The 13,005-nt window shown below is 25.9% G+C and carries 14 protein-coding genes and 1 tRNA gene; 4 read left to right on the top strand and 11 right to left on the bottom strand.

Annotation, left to right across the window (positions count from 1 at the left end; all coding sequences use genetic code 11):
* Positions 1–138: 138 nt before the first annotated feature.
* Positions 139–1,062 carry a branched-chain amino acid transaminase gene (locus tag MBCUT_RS08505; RefSeq protein ID WP_067260255.1) on the bottom strand — a complete coding sequence of 308 codons (924 nt, stop codon included), beginning with the start codon at positions 1,060–1,062 and terminating at the stop codon, positions 139–141.
* A 339-nt stretch (positions 1,063–1,401) separates the two neighbouring features.
* Here MBCUT_RS08505 and MBCUT_RS08500 point away from each other — a divergent pair.
* Both MBCUT_RS08500 and MBCUT_RS11005 read left to right on the top strand, forming a co-directional pair.
* Positions 1,402–1,473, top strand: a tRNA-Val gene (locus MBCUT_RS08500).
* On the top strand, positions 1,449–1,613 hold the full coding sequence (locus MBCUT_RS11005) for a hypothetical protein (RefSeq protein WP_157082555.1): 165 nt from the start codon (positions 1,449–1,451) through the stop codon (positions 1,611–1,613). Before MBCUT_RS08500 ends, MBCUT_RS11005 begins: the two co-directional genes overlap by 25 nt.
* 70 nt (positions 1,614–1,683) lie before the next feature.
* On the opposite strand, the gene MBCUT_RS08495 is transcribed toward MBCUT_RS11005, so the two are convergent.
* Positions 1,684–2,655, bottom strand: coding sequence for a restriction endonuclease (locus MBCUT_RS08495; protein ID WP_067260254.1), 972 nt, complete (start codon positions 2,653–2,655; stop codon positions 1,684–1,686).
* A gap of 504 nt (positions 2,656–3,159) precedes the next feature.
* Between MBCUT_RS08495 and surE the strand changes: the two genes are divergently transcribed.
* The gene (gene surE, locus MBCUT_RS08490; protein WP_067260253.1) at positions 3,160–3,936 is read left to right on the top strand and encodes a 5'/3'-nucleotidase SurE; all 777 of its coding nucleotides are present in this window, start codon (positions 3,160–3,162) and stop codon (positions 3,934–3,936) included.
* A 17-nt stretch (positions 3,937–3,953) separates the two neighbouring features.
* Here surE and MBCUT_RS11380 read toward each other — a convergent pair whose 3' ends face one another.
* The gene (locus tag MBCUT_RS11380; RefSeq protein ID WP_169805429.1) at positions 3,954–4,100 is read right to left on the bottom strand and encodes a hypothetical protein; all 147 of its coding nucleotides are present in this window, start codon (positions 4,098–4,100) and stop codon (positions 3,954–3,956) included.
* A gap of 526 nt (positions 4,101–4,626) precedes the next feature.
* Between MBCUT_RS11380 and MBCUT_RS08485 the strand changes: the two genes are divergently transcribed.
* Complete coding sequence (locus tag MBCUT_RS08485; RefSeq protein ID WP_067260252.1) at positions 4,627–4,842, top strand: LSM domain-containing protein; 216 nt, start codon at positions 4,627–4,629, stop codon at positions 4,840–4,842.
* A gap of 428 nt (positions 4,843–5,270) precedes the next feature.
* Here the strand turns inward: MBCUT_RS08485 and MBCUT_RS08480 are convergent, their stop codons facing one another.
* The 8 genes from MBCUT_RS08480 to MBCUT_RS11375 all read right to left on the bottom strand — a co-directional run.
* Positions 5,271–6,278 (bottom strand): methanogenesis marker 12 protein, encoded by a 1,008-nt coding sequence (locus tag MBCUT_RS08480; protein ID WP_067260251.1) that lies wholly within the window; start codon positions 6,276–6,278, stop codon positions 5,271–5,273.
* Between the two features lie 485 nt (positions 6,279–6,763).
* Complete coding sequence (locus tag MBCUT_RS11000) at positions 6,764–6,901, bottom strand: hypothetical protein (protein ID WP_157082554.1); 138 nt, start codon at positions 6,899–6,901, stop codon at positions 6,764–6,766.
* 74 nt (positions 6,902–6,975) lie between these two features.
* Positions 6,976–8,019 (bottom strand): ketol-acid reductoisomerase, encoded by a 1,044-nt coding sequence (gene ilvC / locus MBCUT_RS08475; protein ID WP_067260250.1) that lies wholly within the window; start codon positions 8,017–8,019, stop codon positions 6,976–6,978.
* Positions 8,020–8,349: 330 nt separating this feature from the next.
* Positions 8,350–10,254, bottom strand: coding sequence for a right-handed parallel beta-helix repeat-containing protein (locus tag MBCUT_RS08470; protein ID WP_067260249.1), 1,905 nt, complete (start codon positions 10,252–10,254; stop codon positions 8,350–8,352).
* A 57-nt stretch (positions 10,255–10,311) separates the two neighbouring features.
* Complete coding sequence (locus MBCUT_RS08465; RefSeq protein WP_067260248.1) at positions 10,312–11,034, bottom strand: hypothetical protein; 723 nt, start codon at positions 11,032–11,034, stop codon at positions 10,312–10,314.
* A gap of 159 nt (positions 11,035–11,193) precedes the next feature.
* Positions 11,194–12,201: a tetratricopeptide repeat protein gene (locus MBCUT_RS08460; protein ID WP_067260247.1), complete on the bottom strand. Its 1,008-nt coding sequence runs from the start codon at positions 12,199–12,201 to the stop codon at positions 11,194–11,196.
* 19 nt (positions 12,202–12,220) lie between these two features.
* On the bottom strand, positions 12,221–12,556 hold the full coding sequence (locus MBCUT_RS08455) for a hypothetical protein (protein ID WP_067260246.1): 336 nt from the start codon (positions 12,554–12,556) through the stop codon (positions 12,221–12,223).
* 87 nt (positions 12,557–12,643) lie between these two features.
* A partial coding sequence (locus MBCUT_RS11375; RefSeq protein WP_169805428.1) for a hypothetical protein occupies positions 12,644–13,005 on the bottom strand: 362 nt, incomplete at its 5' end.

Genomic DNA, 13,005 nt, shown 5'->3' with positions numbered 1-13,005 from the left:
GATAAAAATCAAAGTAGAAGTGACCGACTAAGAAATAAAGAAACTAAGTTAAAAAATCTATGCTATAACATATATCGTCACACAAAAACATTTAACATAAAAATCAAAATATGATTTCTACAGAGCCTAATTTAAATATTATTCTAAATAAGTCAACCAATTAAATGTGTCTTCTGTTTTTCCTTCAACTATACTAAAGAACTTAGATTGTATTTCTTCTGTGATATGGCCTCTTTTACCATTACCAATCTGAATTCCATCAACAGATCTTATTGGACTTACTTCAGCAGCAGTTCCAGTGAAAAATAGCTCATCTGCTAGATAAAGCATTTCTCTTGGTAGTTTTTCTTCTCTAAGTTCATAATCAAAAGTTGTAATTAATTCCATTATCGAATCTCTTGTTATTCCTTTAAGAATAGCTGATGAAAGGGAAGGAGTGTATATTACATCATCTTTTATTAAAAATATGTTTTCACCACTTCCTTCACCAATGAATCCTTCAGTATCTAGCATTATACACTCATCATAATTATTTTCAATAGCTTCGAGCTTAGCTAGTTGAGCATTCATATAATTTGCCCCAGATTTAGACATACTTGGCAATGTATTAGGAGCCATTCTTCTCCAAGAAGAAACTCCAACATCAACTCCTTTTTCAAGAGCTTCTTCACCTAGATAGCTTCCCCATCCCCAGACAGAAATAGCTGTGTTGACTGGAGAAGAAGTTGGATTAACTCCTAAAGAACCATATCCACGATAACTAACAGGCCTTATATAACATTCCTTCAACTTATTAATAGATATTGTTTCTTTTATAGCTTCTTCTATATCTTTTTGTGAGTAAGGAATTTCCATCTTATATATTTTTGCAGATTCAAAAAGTCTTTTAACATGCTGTTTTAGTTTGAATATTGCAGGTTTACCATTATTTTCATAGCACCTTATTCCTTCAAAAACACTTGATCCATAATGGATAACATGAGATAGAACATGTGTATTAGCATCCTTCCATTCAACAAATTTTCCATCCATCCATATTTTTCCAGTTTCATCCCATGCCATTATAATTCATTCCTCCTGTAGTTTTAATCTATTTAACATGATTTATTCGTATTTTCTTATTTTCTTATTTATAATTATATCATCTAGCTATTATCAAATCTATTAAATTATTCTACATAATAAAAACTATTAAAATATTATGAATAATACAATCCATTAGATTATTCTAAATAATACAAATATATTAAATTATTATGAATAAAAATTATCAATAATTGATTTACTAATAATTTATTTACTATTTACTAGATATTATATTAATACATTTCTAACCATGAATATTTTTATCATGATTGGAAAAGTTTATATAGTGTATTGTTCAAAGTTTTGATGTACTGTGGTTCCGTGGTCTAGGGGTATGATACCTCGCTTACAACGAGGGGATCGTGAGTTCGAATCTCGCCGGAACCATTTATTTGATTTTTATTTTTAAATTTTTAATCTTATTTTCGCTGAAAAATTCAAGAAATAATAAAAATCCGTTTATAAACAAATTAGGGTTAGGAATAGATAACAATGGAAGTTCTGCTCCATTACCAAAAAAAATCTAGTTTGTTCTTGATATTCAACAAAAAATTATATATTTCCTTATTTAATATATTTATTCTTAGTTTTCTCAATTTACAATAAAATTATAATTAAAATTAGAATTACTAATGAAACAAAGAAAATTATACTTCCTTTTACAAGAACCTTAGTTCCTTCTTTATTTAATGCAAATACAAGCCCATATGATAAAAGTAATGAAGACATTATTTTAACTAGTCCACTTATTCCACGTGAAGCATTACTTGTTCCTATGAAAATCAAAGAAATAAGATAAGAAACAGCTACTACTATCAATATAAGAACTATAGTATTGTTAAAAATTGGTTTAAGTCTTGAACTTAAAGGAGGACCAGGTTCTTTACGTTTTTGCTTGTTTAAAATACTATTACTTTTCATAGAAGAGACCTTTGAATTAGATTTTCCTAAATTTGAATTTTTAAAATTTGGAGTTTTAACTCTAGAGCTATCAACATCTCTATCCCTATGTAAATTGCTTGAAGATGGATAATTTCCAGTAGAATAAGAATCTAAATATTTTTCATCATAATCATTATCATGAGGATTATTATAATCTTCATTAGTAGTGTTTAAAGATGGAGAATTATCATTAGCTACAGTTTGATTTTTATAATCAGATTCGATATTAGAGTTAGAAACTGGTCTGTTACCATTAGCTAAGCTTGCTCCTCTTTTAGAGAATTTTTTAGCTAAGCTTATAAGATTATCCCTATCTACCAATTTAATGTTTTTCTTAGAACCATAACTTCTAGATTGAGATGAAAAAGTTGAACTTGTAACAATAGCTACTTTAGAAGCCTTAAGGCTTCTTCCAGTCATTTCCATATCTTTTAGAATGTCAATACCGACTTCCCATTGTTTATCGTAATTTTTACAGGCAACAACTACTCCAAAATCTCCCATTACAGTTGGAAGCACTCCATAGATATCAATTATCCTTTGAGAAGTTTTAAAATTTTTATACACTTTGAAACCAGACTCTTCCATTACTTTTGCAATAAAATTTACCAGCTGTAGCTTCTCCATAATTATCACTTATAGTCAACAAATATATACTTAATAATTATTTTTAATGTTTCTTATTATTAATATTTTCCATCATGACGACAATATTTTTGTATTATCAGAAGTATGATCCTTTGATACAAAAAATTGATAATTTCAATAATAAAAAATTTATCATGAAAACTTATGTTGAGAATGAATATTTTCAATATTGTTGAAAATAAATATACTCAAATAAGATTAAAATAAACTTCTTGAACACTATTAAAAATAAATATACACAAATAAGATTAAAATAAACTTCTTGAATAGTATTGAAAATAAATATACTTAATAAGATTAAAATAAACTTGTTGAACACTATTAAAAATGAATATAGTCAAATAAGATTAAAATAAACTTGTTGAATAGTATTGAAAATGAATGTATTCAATTAAATATGAAAATGAAATTTTTTTTAAAAAAACTTTGGAAAATAAAAATTTTTAAAAAATTACTTTATAGATTAAATATACAGTATAAAATATGAAAATTTTAATTAGTAATGACGATGGTATAAACTCTTCTGGTATATTAGCTGCTAAGGAAGCTGTTGAAGATCTAGGTGATGTGACTGTAGTTGCTCCAGCTACCCAACAAAGTGGAATAGGTCGAGCATTAACTCTTTTTGAACCACTCCGGATGGATCCTGTCATTTTAAACGATGAAAGTCAAGGTTACTCAGTGTCTGGAACACCAACGGATGCTGTTACACTTGGAATATTTAAATTAATGGATGATATACCAGACTTAGCTATTTCTGGAATAAATATTGGAGAAAACATTGGGAAAGGTGAATTAACTACCTCTGGAACCATTGGTGCTGCTATGGAGGCAGCATCTTTAGGAGTTCCTTCAATAGCTGTCTCTTTAGAGGTTTTAAGAGGAGATATAAAGTTTGAAAATGGTCATATAGAGTTAAATTATGACTTTGCCAAAAAAATACTTAAAAAAATAGCTAAGAATGTTCTAGAAGAAGGTCTTCCAAAAGGAGTTGATCTTTTAAATCTTAATATTCCTTCAAATCCAGAAAGTGAAGAAATTTTAGTTACAAAATTAGGAAAAAGAATGTATAAGCCAGAGATAGATACGAGAACCGATCCAAGAGGGAAACCTTATTACTGGATCGGAGGATCTCCATATACTAAAGATGAAAAGGATACAGATATTCATGGATTAAGAATCCAACAAAGACCTACTTTAACTCCATTGTCAATAGATTTGACCACTGATTTATCATCAGTAATCAACAGATACGACTAAGAAATATAATGAAATATTTATTTTAGATTGAGATCTTTTAATAGTCTATTTCGTTCTAATCTAAGATTAGTTAAAAGTTCCTCATCGCCACATCCTTCTTTTTCTAAATGTGCAATTGTAGTTGTAATGGCTTGTAAATTTGTTTCCAACTGATTTATAGGCATATCTTTACCTCCTCAATAGATTAAAATATTTATCCATCATTTCTCATAATTAAATAATTAGTTTATTAATTAAAGATACATATATTATCTCCATTACTGAAAATTACTAACTAATCAATTACAATGTTATATCAAATTAATTTAAGAACAAAAACTCAAATTAATAGATTATAAATTTATAAAAGCTCAAATTAATTTATTGTTCTTCTCATATTTAATTATTTTCAATATAAGATAATATAAGATTAAAACAATGAAAAGAATTATAGTGTTTACTAGTTAAAAATTGTCACAACTTCAAAATTTAGGATTTCTATAAAAATCTTTAAAAAGTCTTTAATCAAAAAAAATTATTATATCTAGAACTTTAAAGATTTAAAAAATATAAAGAAACTAGAAATAAATAAAATAATTATTATAATTATTAAAAGTATTTATAGTGATTGTTAACATAATATTATGTGCTTAGAGATATATCAATATTCTATTTATATGATAGATAATTTATATTTTAAGAGGAGTAAAAATGCAAAAAAATAATAATAATTTTCAGGTTAACAAGCAATTTGCAGATTTCAAAGATAAAAATGTTTTAATAGGTCTTAAAAACTGGGAAGAATTTGAAGGTAAGATAATAGCTATTGATAACTTTTTAAACACTGTTTTAGAACGTGATGATGGCTTAAAAGTTATTAAAGGTGGAAAAGTAGCTTTTATATCAATTAAAGAAGAAGAAAAATGATTAAAAAATTCATTTATGATATATTTAAATTAATTATCAACTCCCATTTATTTATTAGAAGTTGTGTGAAGTCCTTAATTTCAAGAGTGTATTCTCTTTAAAATAGATATATAAATTAATATATTATATATATATTTAGATGCATATATTTAATGAATAATAACTATTTAATTTAAATTTAGTAAAAGTTAATTTTCATCTTCTAGTAATTTTTATAGAAGTTCTTAAGAATGTATGCTGTTTTTAAATAAATAAAAGCTTCATTTTTCTAAACTTAAAAAACGAGTTTTTCAAATAAAAAAAATAGCCATAATTGTTATTTTAATCGTTATTTTTATATATTGTATACTTTTACTTTTCTATTATATACGAAAATATATCTTTAAATATCTCATTTTTTAAAATTAAATCTATTAATTCGGTTGAAATTATTTAGTTACAACATCTATGCCTAAAATATTATTTTTACCCTTAGAAATATCTTTAGCTATTTGAGCAGCACCATAAGCTCCTGAATTACTTGAAAGAATATTGATTGGGAATTTATTTTTTAAATATTTATTTAATTCTTTTTTAAAGTCAATTGGATTCTTCATTGAACCAATTGATCCTGTTAGAACAATACCTTCAATTTTATTATTAGCTATTCCAATTAATCCCATGATTTCCATAGCTATTGTCATGATCATAGTGTCAATAGCTAATTTAGCTAAAGAATCTCCCTTTTTATATCTCGTAAGAAGCGTATCTTTCATAATAGCTACTTTCGTGTTTATATTAGCTATTTTTACTGCTCCAGCTGTTGAAAATGCTTGATTAGCTGTCATCTTATTTTCATCAATGTTTCGAATCATTTCTAAATCAATTGGCCCGTGAACAATTCCCATAGCTCCAATACATGCATCAATAGCTCCTCTTATCTTTCCATCTTCAATTAAAATATTTACACTGTTGGAACTTATATCAGCTACAATCATATTTTTCCATTTTGTTTTAAGATAAGCACAATAGCTAATACTTACTTTTTCAGGACTTGCTTGATGAGAATAAGCTGCTTTAAACATTGGATCAAGAGAAGGAGAATTTTTGTGTAATCCTGGAATAAGAAAAGTTAGAATATTAGATTCTTCTATTTCGCTATAAACAGATGTCCCCCCACCTGTAACTTTTCCAGCCCCTTCTATTGAGATAATCCCCCTATCTTTAACCATAGCTATTGGTTGTATAGAATTTATTCCATCACCCATAGCATAAGTCATAGCTAATAATTTTATAGACTCAAGATCAACTTTTTTGGATAATTCTTTAATAGCTGAAACTTTTCCAGCTTTACTATCTTCCCTATCTATTTTAAAAACATCAAGGGGTTTTCCCTCATCTGATATGATTCCAAAAGAAATTCCAGTAGTACCGTGATCCATTCCTACAAATACCAAGATTTTCACCTAACCTAGATAGCCTAGCTATTTCATATTGTTTAATAATACCAAGATTTTCACCTAACCTAGATAGCCTAGCTATTTCATATTGGTTAATATTAGTTATAAGTTAATATTAGTTATAAGCTATTTAAATATTTTTAAAAAAAAGAATCAATAATCAATTATTAGAAAAAATAAGGAATATTTTATTTGAAAACTAAATAAAACTTAAATTTATTATAAAAATTTATAACTCATTAAAATGTAAAAATGTAAAAATCTATAATATATAATTCTATAATATATAATAATAAGTCTTTAAAACATGAAAAACTATATAGTTTATTATATCATCTATAAAAAAGAATGGCTAAAACTAAAAATAAGATTAGATCTTCCAAGTACAGCTTTAACAATTAGAAATAAAATATGCACCAAGACAATTAATACAAAACTTAGTAAAGGTTAAAAAAATAATTTAAAAAGAAATAGAAAATGAATTAACTACTAAATAAATTAGTAGTCATTATAGGTGCGTTAATATCATTCAATGCAGACCCAATATAAAGAGCTTTATCGGCTTTAACGTTCCTTAAACCTTCTATCTTCCTTAAACGGATATGGAGTAATAACTTCAATATCTTCACTATCAGTTATTTTTTATTAGTTAATAGCTAAATGAAAGCAATTATCATATTTTTTAATTTTATGATTATTTTTTAGTTTTATTGAAGTTTACAACAACAACTTTTTCTTCTTTTTCTTTAGCTTTTTTTTCAAGACCACATGCCTTACGGAGTTTAGAACCTACTTTTTCAATTTTTTCTTCACTTTCTAATTCCCTTAATCTGTTTAACATTGGCATGTTAGTTTTAGCTTCTAAAGACCATTCTTTAGTAAATTTACCTTTTTGGATTTCTTCAAGAATCTTTTTCATTTCAGCTTTTGCATCTGGATTAATGATTCTTTCTCTTCTTGTAAATCCACCAAATTCAGCAGTGTTACTAACATCATTCCACATTCCAGCGAATCCTTTTTCATATATTAGATCAACGATGAGCTTTAATTCATGACAAGTTTCAAAGTAAGCTATTTCAGGTTGGTAACCTGCTTCTACCAAGGTAGAAAAACCAGCATTTATAAGTTCAGTGACTCCACCACAAAGAATAGCTTGTTCCCCAAACAAATCAGTTTCAGTTTCTTCCCTAAATGTAGTTTCAAGAATACCTGCTTTTGATAATCCACAAGCTTTACCCATAGCTAAAGCCACTTGAAGAGCATTACCAGTAGCATCTTTTTCAACAGCTACAAGACCAGGAATTCCAAAACCTTCGAGATATGTCCTTCTAACCATAGATCCTGGGCCTTTTGGAGCTATCATAGTAACATTAACATCCTCAGGCACTTTTATATATTTAAAGTGAATATTGTATCCATGAGAAAAGGAGATAGTATTTCCAGATTCAACATAAGGAGCTATTGATTTATTGTAAATATCTGCTTGAATTTCATCAGGTAAAAGAATGTGAATAATATCCGCGGCTTTAGAAGCATCTTCAATAGTTCTAACATCCATTCCATCATCTTTAGCTATTTTCCAAGATGATCCTCCTTCACGTAATCCTACAATGACTTTTAACCCACTGTCAGCCATATTTTGAGATTGACCTTTCCCTTGACTCCCATAACCTATAACAGCTACTGTTTTATTTGCTAAAACTTCTGTGTCTACATCTTTTTCATAATACATTTTCATTTGAAGCTCTCCTATTAAGTTAAAGATTAATTAAAATTGATTATCAGCTATTTATTTAATTAAATCTATTCAATGGATTTAATTAATCATATCAATTTACTAAATTTAATATACTCTATTATAGATGATAAGATATCATTATAATCAACTATGAATTAATATATGATTTAAAAAATTTGCCAATTACTTTTACAAAAATTAAATCAAATTTATATATAATTCTTATCATATATAATTTTTAATCATAATACATAATTTAGATTATTTAGTAAATTATTAGTAAATTATTTTTTAAAATTTAATCCTACTATTAAGATAATGGAGAGGAAATTAATTATAAAGAAGATAATAATGACTGTTTATTATTAATTTAGTTTTTTTGAAAACGTTTTTCTTTCCTTTAAAAATGATTTCATGTTTTTTATTTTTTGATATGGTATTGTGAGTAATTTTATTACTATTTCCATTAATTAAAATAGCATGACAAACACTTTTAAGTAGAGTATTCTTTTTTATTGTATTTTTATTTCCTCTTATTTCAATACCATGTTTTTTATTTTTATTAGATTTGATTCCAGATATCAAATTTGAATTTCCTTTAACAGAAACTCCAGTATACTTAGATTTAATTGTACTAGACATGATTTTATTCTTGTTTCCTTTTAAATTAATCCCATATTTCAAAGAAGTTATAGTATTTTTCGAAAAGGTATTTTTACTTCCAACAGCTTTAATTCCATAATTACCTTTTGAATTAATGTTATTATTAGATACTGTATTAGAATCTCCCTTAATAGAAACACCATCTGATTTAGTGGTTATTTTATTGTTCATTATTTTATTTCTAGATCCATCTAAATAAACTCCCATATTACAATTTGTTAGGATATTATTATTTATAGAGTTAGAATCATCATATAACATTATTCCATGGTTTTTAATGTTCTTAATAGTGTTATTATATATTAAATTACTCATTCCAGAAGAAATGATTCCAATATTAGAATTAGATATTATGTTATTTTTGAATGCATTATTATCTCCTTCAAAATTCATTCCAGTCTCTTTATTATTTGTTAAAGTGTTTTTTGTAATATTATTATAATCAGAATAAATACCAGAAGTACCAGAACCTAAATTATTTTTAATATTATTATAAGTAAAAAGAGAATTAAAAGAATAATCAATAGTAATTCCATCCCCACGATTACCATCAATAACATTATTATCAACAGTAACCTTCTCAGAAGAATCAATATACAATCCATTTTGAGAATTATTTTTAACATTATTATCATTTAAATTAATTTTTTCTGAAGAATAAATACTAATACCATTATTATTCTTTGAAACATTATTATTTTTTATATCAATATTTTCGCAATAAACAACAGAAATACCATCTTCATTATTTTCTTCTACAGTATTATTACATATAGAAAATTTAGAAGAACCATCAACATTAATACCATGACCTTTATTCTTCTTAACAACATTATTATTTATATTAACATTATTAGAATAATCAATAGATTCAAGACTAATACCATTTCCACCATTTTCTTCAATAACATTATCTGAAATATTAGCATTATTAGACTCAATCAAATAAATACCATCATTAAGATTGTTTTTAACATAATTCTTCTCTAAATTCACAGAATCAGAAGATTGGACAGAAATCGAAGAGCCAGAATTCTTTTCCAAAATATTATTAGAAACATTAATATTTCGAGAAGAATCAATATCAATACCTGAAAATTCATTATCATTAACCGTGTTATTAGCTATAGAAACATTTTCACCAAATTCAACACTAATTCCTCGATTATTATCTGAAATATTATTATTAAATATCCCTATATTATTAGCTCCAGAAAAAGAGATAGCTTGATTATAACCAGTTATAGTAAAACCACTTATACTGACATTATCTACTAAAATATCAAAAGCACCACCCCAACGTTCATCCTCATAAAAACCATTAAGAACAACACCAACATCACAAGTAATGTTAATAGATTTATCAATAGTTAACATGATATTATTATACAAACCACCCAAAGTATCTTTAAAATGCAATGAAGTAATATCACCAGTGTTATCCAACAAATCTTGAATCATAATACTATCCCAATTCTCAGTGACTGAATAGCTAGCTGCACTAGCCGAAGATAACGAGTAAAAAACTGCTATGAGAAATATTATTAATAAAAATTTCTTATTAAAATTCATCATTACCACCTTTAATTAATATTATTTTAAAAAATTTATATAATCTATAAATTAACATTAAAATAAAAAATTATTCTCTTTTTTATAAACAAATGAAGATAAAACTAAAGCTATTGCAAACACATATGATAAAACTAATTCCAACGGCATACCCCAATCTCCATATTTAAACAATGATATTATCATAAGAATAGTCAATAGTAAAATAATCAACGTTAAATTAATTATATATGATGTACTTACAATTGGATAACAATCAGGATTCATCTGTGAACTTTTAGATGTGGAATTTAAGAATATGGCTAAGTATAGAGCATAAAATAAAAAATCAATAGTTAATGATGAATAATAAACACATAACATTGAAGAAAATAAAAGTAAAACAATGATAATTCTCTGAATCTTTGTTCCATACTCTCCAAGCAATAATTCTACCAAAGGATAAACAACATATACAATAAAAATGATACTCATAGATAAAAAGTACAACAATCCAAAAACTAGGTGTGTTTCAATATTATAGAAATTATTATTCTCAATCAATAAAACAATAAAGCCTGATATTAAAGAAACAGCAGTTAAGGGAATAAAAAAATTTTTAAACTTTTTATCCAATAAATATTCTGAAACTAACCAAATAAAACACCAAGTAATAGCTATTATAAATAAAATAAATATATCTAACAAATTAATTACTACACCGAAACCTACAGTAGATACTATCAATCCTAAAAGTGTAAAAAAGATTAAAAAACTTAAAAAAATATACTTATTATCCATACTTCATCACATTCCATAGAAAACTATGCTTCATTTGCTACTAGTGAGATAAATCCAAAAATCTACTAATTTAACTGTTGATATTCATCAAAGTATTTTTCTGATTAAGTTGAGAATTTAAATCTTTCTAATTATGTCCATTACTTTATAAAGTTTTTCTCATGATATAATTTCAGCTTTTAATTCATTAATATTATTTCTAGCTTTTTCACATTCAGGATCCAGTTTTAAAGCTATTTCATAACTTTTAATAGCTTTATTATTTTGATTTAATCTTTTAAAAAATGAACCTAATAAATAATTATTCGTAGGATTAGATTCAATTTCTAATGATTCTATCGCTTTTTTCAAACCTACTTTGTAATTTTCAACTGCCTCTTCCTCTTCTCCCATATTATCTAAAATTTTACCTTTTGCATAATAATATGTAGGATTTTGATTAATTTTAAGTGCTTTATTTACCATTTGTAATCCTTTTTTAGAATTCCCTGCTTTATTTAAATAATAACCATACATAATATAAAAATATGAATCTTCATCTATCTTAATAGTTCTTTTCATATAAGAACAAGCATCTTCTAATTTTCCCATTTCAGCAGATACTGAAGCTAAACCATACCACCCATAAGCATTCTTAGGATATAATTCAGATAATCTATGATAACATTCAAAGCTATTTTTTAAATCACCTAACATTTGAAAAGCATAAGCTTTCAAATGAATACCTCTCTCCTCATTATCAGCAATTTCTAAAATTTCATTAGCGATGTCTAATATTTTATCATAATCTCTTTTATTATCGAAAATATCAGATTTTCCTAATAAAAGATCTATATTGTCATTGTTTATTTCAAGACCTTTGTTTATACATTCAATTGCTTCATCATTTCTGTTCAATTTAGAAAGAAGAATTGCTTTAGAATTCCACGATTGGAATCTATCAGGATTCTTTGTAATAGCTTTATCATAACATTTTAAAGCTTTTTCAAATTCATTCAAATCTTCATAAACAGTACCTTTAAAACCAAATACATACTTACAATCAGGTAATATTTCCAAAACTTCATCGAAACATTTTAAAGCTTCATCAAAATTACCTGCACGCTGATTGCTTAATCCACATCGTAATTTAGATTTAGCTTTATAAACTTTAATAAACTTAAACATACTTTTTCACCATCTAAACTTAAGGAAAATAATCTGTCCTAGTACCATATTGTTGATGATATATAGGATATTTAGTATTAACATAATTTCTGATCTGGTTATCAGTAGGATTTAAATTACCAATAGGATAATATTTACCTCCTTGATAAAAACCATAATTCTTAAACTTATTAGATTCAACGAATATTTTTGCCATATTATTTGCAAATAAAAAAGAAACTCCTCCTAAAACAGCATAACAAATAATTTTTTCCACAAAATTTTTCTGAGAACCACAAATTCTTCTAGTACCTTCACCCATTTTTTCCCCATCAGATTTCTCAGCACGTCCAGAAGATTTTACTGCACCTTTCATATTTAATGGTAATCCATCCCTCCCCAATTTTTTTGTATTTAAAACAACAGCAAAAAAAACTTACTAACTTTCATAAAAACCAATTCTTCAATCATTATTTATAAGATTCAATAATTTAAAATATGTTTGAAATGCACAAACAACATCATCAAAACCCATAACATCCTTACCATTATTAACAGCACTACAACCCGTGAGTAAAATCAAAGATTTCCAACTAACAGCGGCAAATGAGCCCATAGTGAAAGGATATCCATCATCTGGATTCTCATCAAAAACCTCATCAGAATAAGTTTTCCTATAGCTATTATAAACATTCTCGATTTTATTTAGGAGTTTTTTGGCTTCTTTATTCCATTTTAAATTTTTAAGTTTTACAAAGTAATCCTTATTTGGATAATTAAAATCAATGTTTTTATCAAAATTGTCTAAGAGTATCATAATTCTAT

The organism is Methanobrevibacter cuticularis, from assembly GCF_001639285.1.
In the GTDB taxonomy this organism is placed as follows: domain Archaea; phylum Methanobacteriota; class Methanobacteria; order Methanobacteriales; family Methanobacteriaceae; genus Methanobaculum; species Methanobaculum cuticulare.
This window is presented reverse-complemented; position numbering and strand designations above follow the sequence as displayed.

Bases quoted from the DNA above. Each gene is read 5' to 3' on its own strand.
- MBCUT_RS08505 (WP_067260255.1), bottom strand. From the start codon at position 1,062: ATGGCATGGGATGAAACTGGAAAAATATGGATGGATGGAAAATTTGTT.
- MBCUT_RS08495 (WP_067260254.1), bottom strand. From the start codon at position 2,655: ATGGAGAAGCTACAGCTGGTAAATTTTATTGCAAAAGTAATGGAAGAG.
- surE (WP_067260253.1), top strand. From the start codon at position 3,160: ATGAAAATTTTAATTAGTAATGACGATGGTATAAACTCTTCTGGTATA.
- MBCUT_RS11380 (WP_169805429.1), bottom strand. From the start codon at position 4,100: ATGCCTATAAATCAGTTGGAAACAAATTTACAAGCCATTACAACTACA.
- MBCUT_RS08485 (WP_067260252.1), top strand. From the start codon at position 4,627: ATGCAAAAAAATAATAATAATTTTCAGGTTAACAAGCAATTTGCAGAT.
- ilvC (WP_067260250.1), bottom strand. From the start codon at position 8,019: ATGAAAATGTATTATGAAAAAGATGTAGACACAGAAGTTTTAGCAAAT.
- MBCUT_RS08470 (WP_067260249.1), bottom strand. From the start codon at position 10,254: ATGAATTTTAATAAGAAATTTTTATTAATAATATTTCTCATAGCAGTT.
- MBCUT_RS08465 (WP_067260248.1), bottom strand. From the start codon at position 11,034: ATGGATAATAAGTATATTTTTTTAAGTTTTTTAATCTTTTTTACACTT.
- MBCUT_RS08460 (WP_067260247.1), bottom strand. From the start codon at position 12,201: ATGTTTAAGTTTATTAAAGTTTATAAAGCTAAATCTAAATTACGATGT.
- MBCUT_RS08455 (WP_067260246.1), bottom strand. From the start codon at position 12,556: ATGAAAGGTGCAGTAAAATCTTCTGGACGTGCTGAGAAATCTGATGGG.